An 18104-nucleotide genomic window follows, 5' to 3' on the forward strand; every position below is an offset into this window, starting at 1 on the left:
CTTGCTGACTACAAATATGCGTAAATATATAGGTAAAACGTCATAAAATGCGCCGTTTATTCAAAATAAGAGCATAAACACTCAAAACTTATGAGCATGACCTTCACGTAATAGTAAAACTAATACCGAGTCACAACGGAACTCATTACTTAAGTTATAAATTTCATTAACTTATAAATTTAACGATTAATTAACGCACAAGATTCAAACAACAATAAAATTCACCGAATTAGTTTTTCTAATCTGAAAATACAAATTTTCTAGTTTGAACAAAAAAGTAAACTTACGTATTATTCTCCCATACCGAACTAGCGCACTGAATGAGATAGCTTCATTAAGCCAAGTTCTTAGTAATAGGATATTTTATCGTATTACATTGTTTTACTCTTTCTGGATAAAACCAAATTAAGTAAAACGTAGTTCCCTGGATTACTTCCTTCAACTTGTTGTTTGCCCGCATTTTTTGCGGGCTTTTTTTTGCCTGCAATTTGGTGCGCTACATACTTTATTTATAAACTAATAATTGCCCTGCCTATTTTACAATAAGTAATTCGGTTACTAGTTTGAATGGTACGCAGGATAGCTTCGCGAGTCTTAACGCCCTGTGAATTAACAGTTAACTATAAAGCATATAGGTATTTTGAAATAACATTTGCAACAGTGTGTTGAGGTTTTGGGTAAAATACCTGCCGTATAAATATATCAAAGCAAGGGATACCAAGTCAGTTACCTGCTGTGCAATAAACCACAGCAAGTAATGTGTATAGGCTAGTCTTTTTTAGGAAGTAAACCGAAATGATGGTATGCGCTATCAGACACTATTCGCCCGCGTGGAGTGCGCTGAATAAATCCTTGCTGGATCAAAAATGGCTCTATCACATCTTCAATTGTTTCACGCTCTTCACCAATAGCAGCCGCTACATTGTCGAGCCCAACAGGGCCGCCCATAAATTTTTCAATTATGGCGAGTAAATATTTGCGATCCATATAATCAAAACCACTTTTATCTACGTCAATCATATCAAGCGCTCGCTTAGCTACTTCGGCGTTTACTGTACCATCAGATTTTACTTGTGTGTAATCGCGTACGCGACGTAATAAGCGGTTTGCAATACGTGGTGTACCGCGTGAACGCTGTGCAATTTCGGTTGCGCCATCGTCACACATTTCTAAACCTAGATAATGTGCAGAGCGCCCTACTATGTGCGACAAATCTTCTACAGAATAAAACTCTAATCGCTGCACAATACCAAAACGGTCACGTAGGGGCGATGTAAGCGAGCCTGCTCGGGTGGTTGCTCCAATAAGTGTAAATGCAGGTAAGTCTAATTTAATAGAACGCGCAGCTGGGCCTTCACCAATCATTATATCAAGCTGGTAGTCTTCCATTGCGGGATACAGTATTTCTTCAACTTGCGGGCTTAGCCTGTGTATTTCATCAATAAACAGTACATCGCCTTCTTCTAAATTAGTAAGTAACGCAGCTAAATCGCCTGCTTTTTCAAGTACAGGGCCGGATGTTGTTTTAATACTTACGTGTAATTCGTTGGCGACAATATTTGCAAGCGTGGTTTTACCAAGCCCTGGTGGGCCAAATATTAATAAATGATCGAGCGCTTCACCACGGGTGCGAGCAGCTTCAATAAAAATTTCCATTTGCTGCTTAACATGAGGCTGGCCTCTGTAGTCGGCTAAAAGTTTTGGCCTTATTGCACGATCTATAGAGTCTTCATTTGTTTTTTCAGTCGCGTCAATTAAGCGATCCGCTTCAATCATGGGTTACTCACAACATAGATTTTAAAGATTCTCTAATAAGAACCTCAGTAGACATATCGGGTTTGCTTATCGATTTTACTGCTTTTTGAGCTTGTGGCAATTTATAACCTAATGCAAGCAGTGCTGATACGGCATCATCGGCTGCGTTATTAGCTATTGTCGCATCGCTCATTGGCTCTATTACTGCGCTGTCGCTAAATGGCGTAAATAAATCATTACCCCAATCTTTTAGTCTGTCTTTCATTTCGAGTACTAAACGCTCGGCTGTTTTTTTACCGACACCCGGTAATTTAACTAGCGACGTTGAGTCTTCGTTATTTACACAACTTACAAATTGCTTTGCCGACATGCCCGATAAAATAGCTAAGCCAAGTTTTGGCCCTACGCCATTTGCTTTTAATAGCTCTCTAAACAAGGCACGTTCAACTTTATTATTAAAACCAAATAACAGTTGAGCATCTTCACGCACTACAAAGTGAGTGTAAACAATCGCGTTTTCACCAATCTTTGGTAAATCGTAAAAACAGGTCATTGGCATTTGTACTTCGTAACCGACACCACTTACTTCGAGTAATATCTCTGGTGGCTGTTTTTCGACTAAAATACCATTTAAGCGGCCTATCATAGTTATTTCCTTAGACGTCCTCTAACGGTTTTGCTTGCGTTACCCGCTAGTTTAATTAAATTTTGTTCTGAGTGAGCGTGACAAATCGCAATAGCGAGTGCATCAGCTGCATCGGCTTGTGGCGTGCCAGGCAACTTTAAAATATTTTTTACCATGTGTTGCACTTGTGTTTTATCAGCGCCGCCGTTACCTACTACTGCTTGCTTAATTTGTCTAGCTGAGTATTCAAATACGGGTAAGTCAGCCATTGCTGCACCCACAATCGCAGCGCCTCTAGCTTGGCCAAGCTTTAAAGCAGAATCGGGGTTATGCGCCATAAATACTTTTTCAATGGCAAAGGTTTCTGGCGAAAACTGCTCAATAAGCTGTGTAATGCCTTGATAGATCATTTTAAGCCTAACCGGAAAAGGATGATCGGCTAACTTAATACAACCACTGCCTAAGTATGTAAATTTAGAACCTTGGTGGGCAACAACGCCATATCCGGTCAAGCGTGAACCAGGATCAATCCCTAAAATAATGGCCAAACTGCATTCTCATTATTGTTATTTTTAAATTACGCTAATAATGCCAGAGCACTGTATAAATTACCAGTACAAAGAAAACAAAAATGCCCACGTGTTAGGTGGGCATTTAATACTTAATCCAATACGTGTTAAGTTAGTTTAAGCTTACCCTAGGGCGCGCACTAACCCTTGGGTGTTTTGTTTGAGTGTTCGGGCAATCATTAAATAACCTAAACCCGCTACAAATACACCGCCAGCTACCGGCCCAATAATCCATATGTGCGGGTGTAGCTTACCGGCTAAATCAAACATTTGTTGTTGCACAATTAAAAGCGCTATATCACTAAAAAATGCAGCAACTAAACCAGCTAAACCGCCTAGTAATAAAAACTCATAAAGGGTCGCGTTTTTAATTAATCGGCTTTTAGCGCCAAGCGTTCTGAGTATTACAATTTCTTGCATACGCTCACCTAAACTAGCTTGAACTTGCGATATAAGTACAAGCGCACCACACAGCACAACAATTGCAAGTACAAAGCCAATAGCGAGTGATACTTGCGAAATAGTTGTTTGTATTTGCTTAACAAAGTTATCAATGTCAATTGCTGTAATAGTAGGGTAAGTACGCAATAACTGGCTAAAGTCACGCTTTTGCTCTGGGTTTATACGTACCGACGAAATATACGTTGCAGGAAAATCTGCAAGTACATCAGGGCTTAAAATAATAAAAAAGTTAGGTTTAAGCGTGGCCCAATTAACTTTTCGCACACTGGTGATTTTAGCGTCGAACGACTGCGAACCAATTAAGAATGTAAGCGTATCGCCTATCTCAACATCTAAACGCTCAAGCATCGACTCCTCTACTGAGGCTTCAGCCATCGCATTTTCACCAAACCACGTGCCTTGTGTTACTTCATTTTGGTCAGGCACATCTTTAAGCCATGTAAGGTTTAGCTCACGGCCAATACCTGCACGGGCTTCTTCGTCTTTTTTCTCGTTGTCTTGCAGCGATACAGAACGTGCTACCAACTCGCCGTTTACCGCATTTACGCGCCCACGAATAGTGGGATAAAACTCTGATACTTGAATATCTTTTTGAGCTAAATATTCATTAATTGGCTCAAGCTCATTTTGCGTAATATTAACTAAAAACGCATTAGGCGCATCGGCAGGAAGTTGCGACTGCCAATCAGATATCATGTCGTTTTTAAGTACCACTAAAAACAGCAGTAATTTAATCGCTAACGAAAAACTAATTAACTGTACCGCGTTCACATTTGCACGCTTTTGAATAGATGCAATTGCAAGCGACCAACTGTTACCTGGTTTTAAGCCAAGCTTTCGACCGCCACCAAATATTAATTTAGATATCAAAAACAACACACCAATTAGCGCAAGTGTTGATATAAACAAAATAAGCGTTATTTTTATGTTGTTACTGAATAACCACATTAATAAAAACACGGTTAGCGCACTCATTCCTAAATGCACACGACTTACTGCCAATTTGTCACCTAAGTTACGGCGCAGCACTCTAAGCGGTGGAATATCAAATAAATCAAATAACGGTTTAATAGAAAACATAACGGCACAAATTACGCCAGTGCTTATAGCCACCAGCCAAGGTTTAAAGCCACCCAAAGGTAGCTCTGTGCCCATACTTTTTGATAAGTAACTTGTTGCTATTTCTTGCAAGCCATAACCAATTAACAGCCCAATACTTACCGCCATTGCACACACAAGCAATAAATGCAGCATGTATATTTTGCGGATCATTGAGCGGCTACCGCCTAGCGTTTTCATCATCGCTACTGGATCGTATTGGCGTTCACAATAACGTTTTGCTGAAACGGCTATAGCCACTGCGGCTAAAATAATACCTAATAGGCCGGCAAGTAATAAAAAGCTCTCTGCACGGTTTAAACTATTTGAAATAGGTGATTGACGGTCTTTAACGCCGTACCATTGTTGGTTTTCTTTCATTTGTGGTTTAAGCCACTCGTAAAAGCTATTTATATCGGCCTCACTACCTGCGTAAAGTTGGCGATAATAAACACGACTACCTGGCTGCACAACTTCGGTTTTTGCCACATCGTCAATATTGATAAGCACGCGGCGGCTGCTCGAAAATACATTAAATGGCGCATCGGGCTCTTCTACAATAACTTTTGAAACATTAAATAATGCAGCACCAAGCTCTACTTGCGCGCCTATATCAATGTTTAAACTGTAAAATACCGACTCACTTAGCCACACATTACCAGGCGTTGGCCCGCTATTAGCAACTTTAGTTTCACCTGTTAAGGTATCTTTAACTTTTAACTGCCCTTTTAGCGGGTACGCATTAGATGCCGCTTTTACTGAGCTAAACTGCATTTCATCATCGGCAAACAACATAGTGTCGAAGTACACCATTTGCGCCGTTTTTAAATTTTGGCTCTGTGCTTGAGTAATAAAAGCAGTGTCGAGAACATGATCGCTTGCAAGTACACGGTCTGCTGCAATAAAAGCACTGCTTTTTTGCGCAATACTTTGCCCTATTCGCTCAGTAACCATAGACAGTGTAAGCACGGTTAAAACAGCAAGGGCGATAGCTGCGCTTATAACTGTTAGCTCACCACGGCGAAATTCTCGCGAAAATAACTTAAGCGCTAACTTAACCCACATTAGCAACGTCCTCTACTTGGCTTTTTACTAGTAAACCCGCCTCTATTTGAATAATGTGCTCACATTTTTGTGCAAGCCCTTCATCGTGAGTCACCAAAATAAGCGTAGTGCCGTGTTGCGTGTTTAAATCAAATAATAACGACTCAATCATTTTACCGTTTTTGCTGTCTAAGTTAGCCGAAGGCTCATCAGCAAACAGTATTTTAGGTGTACCAATAAATGCTCGCGCAATAGCAACACGTTGCTGTTCACCGCCAGAAAGTTGCGACGGGTAATGATCAATTCGATGGCTCAAGCCTACTTTTTCAAGCAAAGCAATTGCTTGCTCTTTCGCATCACTTTCGCCAGCAAGCTCTGCTGGTAGCATGACGTTTTCTAGTGCGGTTAAGCTTTGTACTAACATGAACGATTGAAACACAAATCCAATTTTAGCCGCGCGCAGTGCAGCACGCTCTTCTTCATCTAAATTGTGTAATGGCTCGCCATCCAAAAATATTTCGCCGCTGCTTGCGGTATCCAGCCCTGCTAATAAACTGAGTAACGTTGATTTACCAGAGCCCGACGTGCCAACAATAGCAACAGACTCGCCATGCTTGACATTAAAGCTGATGTCGCTGAGGATGGGCAGCTCACCTTCAAAGGTAGAGACTACTTTAGACAAACCATTAACCTGAATTATATTTAATTGAGAAAGCGCTGACATATGACTCATTCAATCCTTCGTTTAGTATTCATTTTATTTTTAGTTATCAAACCGCTGAGCGCAGCAGCCGACAACACGATTTTAATACTCGGTGACAGTTTAAGTGCAGCCTACGGACTTCAACAAGAAGAAGGCTGGGTAAAATTGTTACAAGATAAATACGATGACGAACACGCCGACATTGAACTTATCAACGCCAGTATTAGTGGCGAAACATCTGGTGGAGCCCTACGCCGTTTAGATGCATTGCTTGAGCAATACGAACCCACTCATGTACTTATTGAGCTAGGTGCTAATGACGGTTTACGTGGTTTTCCAGTCAAAAAAATGCAAACTAACTTAACGTCTCTTATTCAAAAAAGCCAAGCAGCTAATGCGATGACCGCCTTAATGGAGATTTACATTCCCCCTAATTACGGTCCGCGTTACAGCAAAATGTTTACAGACACTTTCTCGCGCGTTAGCGAAGAAACAAATGCGCATTTAATGAACTTTTTTATGCTCGATGTTGCTGGTCAGCCTGAGCTAATGCAAAACGATAGTTTACACCCTAACAAAAAAGCTCAGCCATTAATACGCGATGAGATGTATGACTCGATCAAAAAGTGGTTAAATAAAGACTAGCCAATTAGTACACCGCAAGAGTGCCTTTTTAGGTCTCTTGCGTAATAAACACTCAAACAAACAATCGCTTATTGATTTTTAAAAAAATACACGTACTATTGCATACAAATCGGTATGTGGCGCAGCTTGGTAGCGCACTGTCATGGGGTGGCAGGGGTCGAGAGTTCGAATCTCTCCATACCGACCATTTATTCCCCTTTAATATCCAACACTTACACAAAATTAAAAGCCAACTTCTAAAAATCTATTTGTATTAGATTTGTATTATATTTGTATTATTAATTTTAAACGCTTTCAAAATCCTTACCTTTTGCCATTAGATAAACTAATTAAATAGCAATTCTTTACTAAGTATTTTTATCTACGCTGCCGGTGCTAAACTGTCGTCGTCTAAATAAACTCTATCATCATCTAGTTCTGCTGTTACGCTAACTTGTTCTGTTGAAGATGGTTTTATATCGCGGATCAGTACGCCGTTGCACCAACGTTCTTTAATACCAAACATGTACAGTGGTGGTTCTATTGAACCGTCCAGTACTGGAGTAAAATCTAAGTCAGCATCGATTATTACCTCATTATTGGCATTTCCTTGTGTCGCGTTGTATGGTCCGGATAAAGTGCCGTCTGGTTTTCTAAGTGCCAATATATGAGATTGGCCGTTCTGCCACTCTAGACCAATATGATCAACATAAATTGAACGGCCCTCATAACCCACCACAGTACCGCTTTGTTCATATCCTGGTATATCGTCTGCCAGTGCACAGAAATCTAGGTAACGTGAATTGAGTGCGTCCATTTCTGTTTTGAAGTCAAAGCGAGTGCGTCTATAGCGGCGAATACGGCGTTTACGCATGCCAAATTGATACGCTTTATCTCTGCTTGTAATGCCAAACGCTCTGACTTTTTCAGGGTTTAAACCTAAATCACCAGGTAATAAGCACAGGATTGTTTCTGACTTCCATGTTACAGGATCAAAGTACTCAACTTCTACACCGTCTGGTTCGTCGTCATCAATGAGTTTCATAGAGCGTTTTAACATACCTACATAGTTATCAGGTTGATACATATGCCGGTATATCGTTCTCTTTTGATCACGTACAGGAGTGACTTGGCCATAATCGATTGTTGGTTCAGCAAACCCAACTGCTAAGACTCGCTTTAAGACTTCAAACATGGTGCTTTCACTATCAAACACCGCATTAAACTCATCATTTCGGTTGTGCCAAACGGGGTGTAATGTTTGGAGTGCTTGAAGTCCTATTTTACTATCACTGTGTCCTGAACTTCGTATTACATGCGCAAAAAAAGGCGCTATATCTCTTGTTGGCCTTGGAGAGCTCCACACGCCGTTTTCGTATACAGGTAAAATTCGGGTGCCAATTACTTTGAATTTATTCTCAGCAGAGCCGGCTAATGCATTGGTACCACGAATTTTTACTGCAATAGTAGTTAGGCCATCGTAGCTTGTGGCGCTTTGCAACTCAGCTTTTAATGCTGTCCAAAATACATCATCATAAATGCGAGTGTCATCACTGGCGGCTGTTACGCGCTTAACGCGTATTTCAGGGCGCATCAACAATGGCAGTGTAAACGGTATTGTTTTCCCTAACTGGTCATTAGTTGAATTTGAAAATACTTGATCAGGTAACGCTGTCCAGTTTTGCGCACCTTCTGCCCTATACTCAATTCGAACAGTAACACTACGACTTAAAAAATTACCATCATCATCAAGTTCACCAAGACCTTTAGGTAAATAAAAATCTAACCATAACTTATCTGTTAACTCGCCATCAGGACACGCGAAAAAAGGACCGTTAAACTGACCATCTCCACCACGCTCCTCTGCATCCACTGCTGCGCTAGAGTCATATTCTGTAACAAACTCAGTCCATGTGGGGTCGTCTTGAAATTGACTGTCGACTTTATTTACTTGGCTCCCATTTGAGCTTTTGGCTAATAGCTCATAGTAGCCATCGTTTTGCCCTTCTATAGATCCTGTAATTGTTAGTATTTCACCAACATCAAACGGCGGCACTGTTTTGTATCGAATAGGCCCTATCTCTGGCTCGTATTCAGCCACATACACAACTAACGTGTCGTTTATAAATGTATAAAAGTACGTGCTATTGTTACCACCAGAGCTTGTAACAGCACCTTTAAGCTCAATACCTGTGCTTCCTGATGTTGAGCCAACTTCACTTGATGTAAAAACATTGCGATAAGCTTCGTGGCTAGTTACATTTTCGCTAGGCCTAAAAATCTGATAATCAACATCACCGGTATATCTGCTTACAGGTGTGTCAGCAATAAATATTTCTTCAGGCAATATTTCATAATCACCAACACCAACACATAGCATTAAATAAAGCCATTGCTCGTTATCGATATATTCTCGGCGCGGCATTGTTAAATAATCAGGATAAATTAAATGCCGACCTGCTCCTTCGGGAATAATCCCCATGAGTTTAGGCTTATTACCCTGTGCATTTACATTATAAATACTACTACCATCTGGGGTCGTTGAATTGTAGTTATCAGGGATCTGACTTGCAGTGTAAACCGCGTAACCCACTGCAATAATGGCAATGACTGCATAGGCAATTGTGGCTGGATCTTTTGGTTCAACAATAATACTTACATCGTCATTCTGTGAAAATTGATAGGTTTTCCAGTTTTCTGGGACGAGTATTTTACTATTTACTATTACTGTAAAAAGCGGTTCATCACTTTCAAAGTAATCAGGTACATTTGTAGTCAGCCAATCATGTAATGTTAGGCCAAGTTCGCATTTACACATTTCCATGACGGAAGGATCTAACTTGTTAGGGTAAACTTTTATATCAACCCACGTATTCATAAAATTTAACCTCAATAAATAAGCGTTTAAAGTCGTCAACGCTAACAATTGACGGACCTTTCCTACGTGATGTGTGTAAAACAGCCAATTGGCCATCAATGTGTTCAACTGTCCCAATGTGAATTAAGTTACCCATTTTAAAACCGCATACAACAGCGCCTGGCTTTGGTTCACATAAAACAAATTGATTAACTATCTGGAAGTAAGCATTAGTGAGGGAATATTTATCGTCTGGGTTAATATGCCCAAACGATTCAAAAAGCGGATTTCCATAACCATAGTGCTGCCGGTGACGAGTTTGCCCCCAACAGTCAAATCCAGACATATCGCGCCCCTCATTCACGTAGGGAACACTTAAATAGTCATTAATTGTATAACTCATATTTAGCTGAAGTATTTAAGCCCTGGGGCGATGGAAGGGGTATAGCGGTTTTTAGGCCAGGCTTTGTTTACCAAGTCATTAAATGAAGCAACTACATTTAAGCTTAGCGCAGTGGCCTGAACATCAACTGCTTTCATTTCAATCGCCGGCTCTGCAGGTTCTGTTAAATCACTTACCGTATAAACACGGTAGATTACTTTAATTGTCACGCCCGCATCGATGGCTTGATTTACTTTGGTTAGTGCTTCGCCAGTGACGTTATCAATTTGAAATTGTAAGTCTTGCCGCCCTTTTACCCCGCGGGCTGGGAGCGAAACCCCCATCCCGCTGGCTAAAAAGGTGACCATTTCGCCCCCTTCAATCCCTGCCGTCACATCATCAAAGCCATCGCAAATCCTCAGCTCCCATAGGGAATCGGCTTGAAGTTCTAATGTGTGAATTGGCAAGTCATTTACTGGGGCGCTGGCGTAAACGCGTTGGAGTACTTGGCTCATATATAATTTACCGCATTTATTGTTAGAAGTGGATGGTCGATAAGTGATGCATTTCTTTTGCGAAAATTTTACCTAATGTTATCTGCCCTAATTCATTTGGATGCAACCCGTCAGATGTGTAAGCTTCTGTGGTGTAATAGTTCCACCCAGATATCCCCCAAAGGTCGATAACTTGTGTTCGATATATTAACGCGCGCTCTTTAATTGCATTCACATAATCCTCTAAATGCAATCCAAGCGAGTTTGTGTTAGCTAGTGTATTTCGTCGAAATGTTGGAGTTACTAAGATTACCTTAATCGTTGGGTTCTGATTATAAATTTCTTGTAACCCTTCATTTAATGCACCGCAAAATTCATATTCATTCAAGCTGGCTGGTGTGCCAATTGGTACACTGTTACTCCAATCGTTTGTGCCATAAAAAATTGTAACGACATCATAATCAATCCAATTTATTGAGTTTTTAGCTTTGTATACAAAAGATTTTGGATTGTAAGACTCATTTTCATTGCTGCGCAATGACATCGATGCCCCCCCAAAACCTTCATTAACAAGTGCGTAATTTAAAAGCTGATTTGCACGATGGGGATATTCAAGAGCGCCTTCGGTAATACTGTCACCCATAGCACACCATTTTACGTTTGAATTATCAGGTTTTTTTATCTTCTCAATAGCATTGAATAATGCCTTAGTGTCAACTAAAACTTGGTTACCATAAAACCACTGCCCATAAAAATCCAATAATGTTTCAAACTCTTCTATTGACGGCTCGTTGCCAGCACCAAAACTGTCGGTTAAATCTACAATGTAAAATTCAGATAGTTCAACAGGTGATAACGATATATCACCTGTTCGTGGTGAATTTAACAATCTAACAGCAAAGCTATTAGATTCAGGAGTCGTTATGAGCGAGAGTCTTTCTTTATGTCCTGAGCCACTGTGATATTTTAATAATGTAGGGTTTGATATATATAACGCATCTTCACCTGATGACGACTTCATATGTATCGCTACATAATACTTGTGTTCTGGCTCTGCGGTAATTGTTCTATAGACTTCGAATGTTGATGATGATAATGCTGTTAATATCATCTTATTATCTACAACATTGTATTCTGTTTCGGTCCCAAACAAATACCCTGATGCACTCTGAAAGTCGCCATTAAAAGCTAAGTTATTGGCTGATATTAGCGCTTCTTCGGCTATTTTTTTTACATTTTCAGAGCTAATCAATAAATTTTTGATTGATGTAACGTAATCATACTCACTATATACAGGGATGCTACTGCCTTGCTCTATGGATAAATCATTAGCGTTGCTTTTATTTACTGAGATTCTAATATATGCGGCTAATGAGTTTATTGTTATATCTTGTGTAGAGTTAATTGAAGTAAGAAAATTATTATTCTCGTCATACTGACACACTCTGACGCTATAATTTGTTCTATACCTAGTTGAAGCCAATACTTTTATATATTCACTAGTCACATTTAAATCATCATTGACTAAAGCTCCTGTTGCATTATTTAAATTAGAACTATTAACAGTAGCTTTGTAGTCAAAAAGATTTTTTGATGTAGTCAGCTTTTCGGAAAAGTCTGTTGATATGGCTTTAATTGTTCTAGGATTGATGTTGTTACCATCTTTTACAAAATCAATATTCGGATAAGACTTTTTAAATACAGATGAGCCACTCTCATTCTTATATAAGTCTAAATAGCTGTCAGCCTTGTTACTAACAACACTAAAATACTGACCATCAATTGTAGCTGCCAAACCAGCAGCTTCATTTGAATATTTTACCGTATCAATGTCAGCCGCCGCATCTATAACTATCTGTATTTGACTATTAATTGTATCAACAGTCTTTTTTGTAATGCTTGGCTTGTTTTCGCCATCAATCAAAACTGTTGTACTTTCATCACCAGATAAAATTCCATTCAACTTCTCCAACAGCGTTTCAAGCTCGGTTACTAAACTAAAAAAGGATGCCATGTCTAAATCTCCTGATAAGTACTTAAGGCGTTTTCAACACCATTAACAAATTGTTCAATTGTGTTTGGTTCAAGCAAGCGGTTAGCTGTCGCTTCCTCACTCACTATTTGTCTTTTTTTAATCTCGATATTCGCGCTATAGTTCCAGAACCCGCCATTGTAGGTGCAGGACTCAAGCGGGCTTTGAATAAACCGCACTTCATGTTCAATTACGCCCTCAGGGGTGCGAACTGGCATTAAAAACCAGTTAACAGCATCGTTAACGCCGTGGGTTACAAAGCCTTCGAGTATTTGTGCTTGGTATTTATTGAGTTTCCAGGTTGCGCCCATAGTGGTGGGTACCGACTGAAAACGCTTTCGCTGGCGAGCGCGGCCGCTTGCCATGTCTGTGCGTAATAAATTAGAGTTTTGTGATAACCGATGGCTTGAAACGAGTGGCAGTTTTAAATCTTTTGGGTATTTTACTAGCACGTTTATACCCCCTGCCGTTGTAAGCTATAGGTGTTTTCAAGTGCAGAGGACGTCTCGCCACCTTGGCGGATATCACTCACAAATATGTTAATAACATCTTCACCATTGAGCTGGTTTCGACTTTGCGAGCCTGCACGGCTAGCATCTTCAATCACATTTACAGTGACACTAGAGCCCAAGCTTTGCCCTTTTGTGTGATCAACAACGGTTTCTTGAGGATGTAGCATGGCCAACTGGCCGCCTTTGCCATCTAGACCACCGCTTCGTGGGCCATCCCATGTATAACCACCACCATCGAAAGAGGCTAAACCACCGACTTTTGCAGCATAAAGACCACCGGCAGCTATAACGACACCTGCAGCAGCTGCACCTAGAACAGGCCCCACATAGGGGATGTCAGCGAGCGCACCATAAGCTTTCATTGCGGTGTCATAAGTATTAGTCCAAATACTTTGCATTGAATTTCGCTTTTCTTCATCAAGCATTGTTTCGCCTATAGCCATAGCTGACTTGGCATAGCTGGCGTTTTTGCCTTCCATACCGTCAAAGTAGCCACCCATTACATTAAGCAAGCCGTTATAGCCTTCTTGCATCATTTGGTTTCGCTGCGCTTCACCTTCGGCTAGCTTTTCTTGGTGCTCGCGTTCTTTTTCTTCCCGAGCGGTAAGCTGCTCTTGCTTAATAAGGCTTATATTTTGCTCATGTTGGGCTAAGGCTTGCTCTTTGGCTGTGTTGTATTCTGCTTCTATCTCAGTAGTGATGAGGTTTTTATCACGCAGTAACTGAAATTCACGTTCCATTTCTTGCTGTTTACGCTCAAAACGACGGTTCTCGAGCTCTACTTCTTTGCCATCTTGTGCTAATTGCGCATCAAATATTTGTTGATATTGGCTACGGGCTGATTCAATTAGCCTTTGCGCTTTTTCATTCGCTGCTTTAGGGTCCGTGTTTACCAGTAAATCACTAAGGTCTTTCTTTTTTGGATTGTTTACTTGCTCTTCGGCTGCGGCTTGAAACTTGTCTTGTACTTCAGCAATCCACGTTTTAATTTTCTCTGATGGCATAGGCGCCATTGATAAGTCACTAAGTTCCTTAGCTAGTTTGTCAGTTGTAGCTGAAAATGAATCGCCAAATGATTCAAGCTCTTTTAAACCTGAAGACTCCATATCTAAAGCTTCAAGTACGGGATTTATTGCCCGAGCAATATTTGCAAATTTTTGTACTGCTACATTTGCAAGTTCAGCAACACCTTGCCTTAAAAGCAAAAAAACAACTTGTAAACCACGGCCCATATCACCTAAAAAGCCAATGCCTGTGGCTACTTTAGTAACTACTTGCTGAGCAATAGAACCAAAACCACCGGCTTCTTTTGCTGATTCGGTCCACATATCTGAAATAGCGCCAATAATAGGCGCTGTTTCAATAGCTAGTGTTTGGCCAAAACTGTGTGTGGTTTTTTGAGCTTTATCGAATGCATCGTTTGCCATTTCGACTTTAGCGGCATCGATGCGATCGAACGTCATACCCAGAGCATCGGCTTCTTGCATCATGGCGGTTATGCCATCAGCGCCAGCGTCCATCACGTTGATCATCTTAGCGCCCGACTTACCCATTAAGCTTTGTGCTAGGTAAACCTTTTGGCTTTGGTCTTCAACGCCTTTGAGCTTGTCGGCAATCAGTTTAAATTGCTCTTCTGGCGCCAGGCCTTGCAACTCTTGAACCGATAAACCTAAACCATCAAGCGCATATTTAGCTTCACCTGTGCCCGTTTGCCCCACTTGGCCTAGGTTTTTTTGCATGGTTTGCAGTGATTTATTTAGCTCTTCGTTAGAAGCACCATATAAATTAGCGGCATGCTGCAAACCACCTAAAGCCTGAGTAGTAATACCTAAACGGTCGGCTGTTTTAGCTTGTTGATCAATAAACTCAGCATTTTTTGCATAAATAGAGGCATACGCGGCTACTCCTGCCGCACCAAACCCCGCCATTACTTTAGCGCTACTGCCTACCATTTTGCGGGTTTTATCAGCCCACGATGAGGTTTTTTTATTGGCTTTATTGAGCTCAGCAGTTAGCTTGCCACTTTTACCGATTAAATCGATAGTGAGCGTTGCAATTGATGCCATGTTAATTTCTCTTTTGTTTACGCCAAGGACAGGTATTTAAAAACGCTTCGGCTTCGCGGCGTTTTTGCTCGTATTCAATTTTTCGTTGTTCGCTTCTGTCGAATGTCAGGCCCATTTTTAGCCCTTGGTGGACTAAGCGCAGTTCCAGTTCGTCAGCTGATAAGCGTTTATGAAGGTCGTAGAGTGAGCAACCCAAGCTATCTGCTAGGTTGCAGAGCGCTTGTAACTCAGGTTGCTGTTTTAGTTTTTTTCAATCGCCTCAAGGTTCTCTTGAGCAAGGTTAGTGAAAAATAACCCAGTGGTGTGGATCATACCCAGCTGCTGCATATCAATAAGATTAGGCAGTTTAGCGGCTTCTTTATCGTCAAACTTGCCGTGCAGCATGTAGTAAGTATTGCGCTGCGCCATTTTCTCAAGCTTTTTAAGGTCGGCGTGTTTATCGCTAAATAACTCACGGGCTTTTACTTCATCCATTGCCGGCAGTCGGTGTAATACAATTTTGCCTACTCCTTCAATGTCAAACTCACGGGAAGAAGTAGGTAACTTCCCCGCCATAATTTGGGCTGCTGTAATCATTTAACCCCCTAAGCTGCAGGTAGCGTTGAGAAGTCAACTTCTTGAAGTTTGCCAATGCAAGCAAACATTTGTTTACCTGAATCTTTACCCGATTCACCACTAAAGTAGTCATGTGGTAAAAACTCAACATCTTGTACTTCACCACTGGCGCGGGTTACTTTAATGCTAATAGGTGTGCCGGCCTTTACCATATCGCAAAACGCTTTTTGGTCTACATTGGCTGGTTTATGGCGAAAACTAAGCTCCCAATCTTGGTCCTCAGGTAGGCATTTCTCACTGTATGAACGTCTATCGGCTGCAATGTCGGTGTCGTCTTCGTATACTTTGCCTGAGTTAATTTGTGGGATGATATCAAGTCCTGGCAAAATAGCGTCGACTTCACCTACACCCGTAGTACAAAATTGCAGTGTAGACTTATGTGAATCAACCGTATCTGCGGCTGGTGTAGTTACTGGAGTGGCTGGCATTTTAAACCTCGTTATTTATGGTGTGGTATTTAAAAATATATTCGTATGACTCGCGGTATAAATGCGAGCCAGTTTCAAAGTCGGGTATGCGGCCTTGCTTTAATGCTAGTTGCACGTTTACTTCATCATCAACAAAGCCTTGTTTGTTAAAAATGTTATCAAGCTCTTTGGCTATTGCTTTGGCCGTAGCAGGTAGTTTGCTGTAACAATCAAATTGAATGAGTGCTTCGCTTTGGTTGTCTTCCATGTGAATTTCTATTGGTGTGTCATCTGTGATCACACTAAGCAATACATAGTTATCATCTGAGTTATGGTTAACAGTAAAGTGCAGGTTATTGCCAATTAAGGCGCTAAGCGCTGATGACGCGAGTGCTTTTGTGCGTATGCTGTTTTCTATCATGCTGGTTTATTCTTTTTAGCAATACGACGCTGGGCTAAATTAATGCGTTTAGCTAAACCACGATTAATAACAACAACCACCTGATTGGTGCGCTTTTTAAATGCTTGGCGAATAAATGGATCTGCTTTTTGATTGTTCGTGCCATATTCAACTTGCACTATGTAAGGCACTTTAAACACGCCGACACGTACAAGCGATACAACGCCTTTACCAAAACGACGTGTTTCTCTTCCTTGGCTGTTAGTGCTGGCTTTAACTTTAATGCGGGATTTTAAAAAGCCAGGTCTAATTTCGACTTTTTGCCCTTGTTTAGTTTTAACCATGCGTACTATGTCTGACTCTGGAGCATTACGCTGCATACCTTGCTGATATTTAATCGCACCGTCTCTTATGGCGCTGGTCATCATGCCGCTGGCTTTTTTAGCGCCGATTTCTTTACCTAGCTCAAGCAGCGCTTTTTCCATTTCTTTAAGGCCAGATATATCAATACCAGTATCAAGCATGGGTTAGCTCCTTAACGGCAATAATAGCTAGTACATTGGCAAAATCTTGATTTACAGGCGTACCAATGATTTCAAAGACTCGCTGTTTATAACTAATTTGATGTGCTGGGGTTATTTTGCTGCTGTAACGGCACGTTACTGTATGGGTAATTTCGCCCATTAATTGGCCGCTTTGTTCTAGCTCTTTTGCAGCACCGGTTTGAATATTTACCCATTTGTAAAATTCATGTTCAAATGAATCCGTGTTATAGCCGTCATTTGACTTTGTGTTTTTGCCAAAACTGGCTTTGCAATTGTATTTAGCAGCAGCAAGCGATTTCATAGCAGCTCCACGGCCAGTTCATCAGCTATGGCTTTAAAGGCATTGGGCATGTCGTAAAGTTTCACCGGTGCGGTGTCTTCACGGTTACGAAACCAATCACCAATAAGTACTAATATGGCTTGTTTTGCTAGGTCGTATTTGTCCTGGTCTATAAGTGTTTCATTATCAATGATGGTACCCTCATTTGTGAGGGTACCATGTCCAAATACGCATTCAATTTGCACTGCATCTGCTACTTTAAAGCCTACAGCTGGCCATTGCCCACCTAGTTTAGGAGTAATTGTGGCCGTTAATCCATGTTCAATTACACGGTAATCACTTGGGTCAATAGTAACGAGCTGCCCCAAGTTATTAATATATTTAATTGATGTGATGCTCCGAAGCGGCGCGTAAGGCAGGTGAATTTCTTTGCAAAACTTTGGCATGGCAAACTGCCATGTTTGCTCTACTAATAACCGGCCACTACGTTGTTCAAAACGTTTGCGCGCTCTAGGTACCAAACTTTGCAAATAGTCATGATGATCATCATCAGCATGGGTATGTGCTGCCAGTTCTTCTACAGTGAATGGCTCAATACTTGGCGCCTGTATTAACTTTCGGAGCATTTTCATTG

19 protein-coding genes and 1 tRNA gene are annotated in these 18104 nt (G+C 41.0%); 2 read left to right on the plus strand and 18 right to left on the minus strand.

Going from position 1 to position 18104, the window contains the following annotated elements:
* Positions 1-768: 768 nt before the first annotated feature.
* The 5 genes from ruvB to I6E80_RS06405 all read right to left on the minus strand — a co-directional run bounded on the left by ruvB (position 769) and on the right by I6E80_RS06405 (position 6277).
* Positions 769-1776: a Holliday junction branch migration DNA helicase RuvB gene (ruvB, locus tag I6E80_RS06385; RefSeq protein WP_197185107.1), complete on the minus strand. Its 1008-nt coding sequence runs from the start codon at positions 1774-1776 to the stop codon at positions 769-771.
* A gap of 7 nt (positions 1777-1783) precedes the next feature.
* Positions 1784-2401, minus strand: coding sequence for a Holliday junction branch migration protein RuvA (gene ruvA, locus I6E80_RS06390; RefSeq protein ID WP_002960647.1), 618 nt, complete (start codon positions 2399-2401; stop codon positions 1784-1786).
* A gap of 2 nt (positions 2402-2403) precedes the next feature.
* Entirely contained in the window at positions 2404-2928 is a 525-nt protein-coding gene (gene ruvC, locus I6E80_RS06395; RefSeq protein ID WP_197185108.1) for a crossover junction endodeoxyribonuclease RuvC, read from the minus strand.
* Between the two features lie 144 nt (positions 2929-3072).
* The gene (locus tag I6E80_RS06400) at positions 3073-5574 is read right to left on the minus strand and encodes an ABC transporter permease (RefSeq protein ID WP_197185109.1); all 2502 of its coding nucleotides are present in this window, start codon (positions 5572-5574) and stop codon (positions 3073-3075) included.
* A complete protein-coding gene (locus tag I6E80_RS06405) occupies positions 5564-6277 on the minus strand; it encodes an ABC transporter ATP-binding protein (protein ID WP_008137049.1) in 714 nt (237 codons plus the stop codon). Before I6E80_RS06405 ends, I6E80_RS06400 begins: the two co-directional genes overlap by 11 nt.
* On the opposite strand from I6E80_RS06405, the gene I6E80_RS06410 reads away from it, so the two are divergent.
* Both I6E80_RS06410 and I6E80_RS06415 read left to right on the plus strand, forming a co-directional pair.
* Positions 6278-6901, plus strand: coding sequence for an arylesterase (locus I6E80_RS06410; RefSeq protein ID WP_101217503.1), 624 nt, complete (start codon positions 6278-6280; stop codon positions 6899-6901).
* Between the two features lie 110 nt (positions 6902-7011).
* Positions 7012-7088 (plus strand) — tRNA-Pro (locus I6E80_RS06415).
* 174 nt (positions 7089-7262) lie between these two features.
* Here I6E80_RS06415 and I6E80_RS06420 read toward each other — a convergent pair.
* Genes I6E80_RS06420 through I6E80_RS06480 form a run of 13 tightly spaced genes read right to left on the minus strand, consistent with a single transcriptional unit; the run spans position 7263 to position 18102 of the window.
* Positions 7263-9758, minus strand: a complete 2496-nt coding sequence (locus tag I6E80_RS06420) for a host specificity factor TipJ family phage tail protein (protein WP_197185110.1) — start codon at positions 9756-9758, stop codon at positions 7263-7265.
* Positions 9742-10083 (minus strand): hypothetical protein, encoded by a 342-nt coding sequence (locus I6E80_RS06425; protein ID WP_182777675.1) that lies wholly within the window; start codon positions 10081-10083, stop codon positions 9742-9744. The genes I6E80_RS06420 and I6E80_RS06425 overlap by 17 nt, the downstream gene beginning before the upstream one ends.
* Positions 10084-10142: 59 nt before the next feature.
* Positions 10143-10634 carry a DUF1833 family protein gene (locus I6E80_RS06430; RefSeq protein ID WP_197185112.1) on the minus strand — a complete coding sequence of 164 codons (492 nt, stop codon included), beginning with the start codon at positions 10632-10634 and terminating at the stop codon, positions 10143-10145.
* Positions 10635-10656: 22 nt separating this feature from the next.
* Positions 10657-12627, minus strand: a complete 1971-nt coding sequence (locus I6E80_RS06435; RefSeq protein WP_197185113.1) for a GDSL-type esterase/lipase family protein — start codon at positions 12625-12627, stop codon at positions 10657-10659.
* A gap of 2 nt (positions 12628-12629) precedes the next feature.
* Positions 12630-13097: a hypothetical protein gene (locus I6E80_RS06440; RefSeq protein ID WP_197185114.1), complete on the minus strand. Its 468-nt coding sequence runs from the start codon at positions 13095-13097 to the stop codon at positions 12630-12632.
* A gap of 2 nt (positions 13098-13099) precedes the next feature.
* Positions 13100-15223, minus strand: coding sequence for a hypothetical protein (locus tag I6E80_RS06445; protein ID WP_197185167.1), 2124 nt, complete (start codon positions 15221-15223; stop codon positions 13100-13102).
* Position 15224: 1 nt separating this feature from the next.
* Positions 15225-15419, minus strand: coding sequence for a hypothetical protein (locus tag I6E80_RS06450; protein ID WP_016899812.1), 195 nt, complete (start codon positions 15417-15419; stop codon positions 15225-15227).
* A 44-nt stretch (positions 15420-15463) separates the two neighbouring features.
* Positions 15464-15799 (minus strand): hypothetical protein, encoded by a 336-nt coding sequence (locus I6E80_RS06455; protein ID WP_197185115.1) that lies wholly within the window; start codon positions 15797-15799, stop codon positions 15464-15466.
* Between the two features lie 8 nt (positions 15800-15807).
* Positions 15808-16266, minus strand: a complete 459-nt coding sequence (locus I6E80_RS06460; RefSeq protein ID WP_197185116.1) for a hypothetical protein — start codon at positions 16264-16266, stop codon at positions 15808-15810.
* A 1-nt stretch (position 16267) separates the two neighbouring features.
* Positions 16268-16666, minus strand: a complete 399-nt coding sequence (locus I6E80_RS06465) for a hypothetical protein (protein ID WP_197185117.1) — start codon at positions 16664-16666, stop codon at positions 16268-16270.
* Positions 16663-17169, minus strand: a complete 507-nt coding sequence (locus I6E80_RS06470) for an HK97-gp10 family putative phage morphogenesis protein (protein ID WP_064666961.1) — start codon at positions 17167-17169, stop codon at positions 16663-16665. The genes I6E80_RS06465 and I6E80_RS06470 overlap by 4 nt, the downstream gene beginning before the upstream one ends.
* Complete coding sequence (locus tag I6E80_RS06475; RefSeq protein ID WP_197185118.1) at positions 17162-17491, minus strand: phage head closure protein; 330 nt, start codon at positions 17489-17491, stop codon at positions 17162-17164. Before I6E80_RS06475 ends, I6E80_RS06470 begins: the two co-directional genes overlap by 8 nt.
* A complete protein-coding gene (locus tag I6E80_RS06480) occupies positions 17488-18102 on the minus strand; it encodes a hypothetical protein (protein WP_197185119.1) in 615 nt (204 codons plus the stop codon). The genes I6E80_RS06475 and I6E80_RS06480 overlap by 4 nt, the downstream gene beginning before the upstream one ends.
* Positions 18103-18104 lie beyond the last annotated feature (2 nt).

Origin of the sequence: Pseudoalteromonas sp. NSLLW218, assembly GCF_015864775.1 — a bacterium.
Classification (GTDB): domain Bacteria; phylum Pseudomonadota; class Gammaproteobacteria; order Enterobacterales; family Alteromonadaceae; genus Pseudoalteromonas.

What these genes read in the sequence shown, in the direction of transcription:
- I6E80_RS06400 (WP_197185109.1), bottom strand. Translation starts at nt 5,574, where the DNA reads ATGTGGGTTAAGTTAGCGCTTAAGTTATTTTCGCGAGAATTTCGCCGT.
- I6E80_RS06420 (WP_197185110.1), bottom strand. Translation starts at nt 9,758, where the DNA reads ATGAATACGTGGGTTGATATAAAAGTTTACCCTAACAAGTTAGATCCT.
- I6E80_RS06410 (WP_101217503.1), top strand. Translation starts at nt 6,278, where the DNA reads ATGACTCATTCAATCCTTCGTTTAGTATTCATTTTATTTTTAGTTATC.
- I6E80_RS06480 (WP_197185119.1), bottom strand. Translation starts at nt 18,102, where the DNA reads ATGAAAATGCTCCGAAAGTTAATACAGGCGCCAAGTATTGAGCCATTC.
- I6E80_RS06445 (WP_197185167.1), bottom strand. Translation starts at nt 15,223, where the DNA reads ATGGCATCAATTGCAACGCTCACTATCGATTTAATCGGTAAAAGTGGC.
- I6E80_RS06470 (WP_064666961.1), bottom strand. Translation starts at nt 17,169, where the DNA reads ATGCTTGATACTGGTATTGATATATCTGGCCTTAAAGAAATGGAAAAA.
- I6E80_RS06475 (WP_197185118.1), bottom strand. Translation starts at nt 17,491, where the DNA reads ATGAAATCGCTTGCTGCTGCTAAATACAATTGCAAAGCCAGTTTTGGC.
- I6E80_RS06455 (WP_197185115.1), bottom strand. Translation starts at nt 15,799, where the DNA reads ATGATTACAGCAGCCCAAATTATGGCGGGGAAGTTACCTACTTCTTCC.
- I6E80_RS06405 (WP_008137049.1), bottom strand. Translation starts at nt 6,277, where the DNA reads ATGTCAGCGCTTTCTCAATTAAATATAATTCAGGTTAATGGTTTGTCT.
- I6E80_RS06430 (WP_197185112.1), bottom strand. Translation starts at nt 10,634, where the DNA reads ATGAGCCAAGTACTCCAACGCGTTTACGCCAGCGCCCCAGTAAATGAC.
- I6E80_RS06435 (WP_197185113.1), bottom strand. Translation starts at nt 12,627, where the DNA reads ATGGCATCCTTTTTTAGTTTAGTAACCGAGCTTGAAACGCTGTTGGAG.
- I6E80_RS06425 (WP_182777675.1), bottom strand. Translation starts at nt 10,083, where the DNA reads ATGTCTGGATTTGACTGTTGGGGGCAAACTCGTCACCGGCAGCACTAT.
- I6E80_RS06465 (WP_197185117.1), bottom strand. Translation starts at nt 16,666, where the DNA reads ATGATAGAAAACAGCATACGCACAAAAGCACTCGCGTCATCAGCGCTT.
- ruvB (WP_197185107.1), bottom strand. Translation starts at nt 1,776, where the DNA reads ATGATTGAAGCGGATCGCTTAATTGACGCGACTGAAAAAACAAATGAA.
- I6E80_RS06460 (WP_197185116.1), bottom strand. Translation starts at nt 16,266, where the DNA reads ATGCCAGCCACTCCAGTAACTACACCAGCCGCAGATACGGTTGATTCA.
- ruvA (WP_002960647.1), bottom strand. Translation starts at nt 2,401, where the DNA reads ATGATAGGCCGCTTAAATGGTATTTTAGTCGAAAAACAGCCACCAGAG.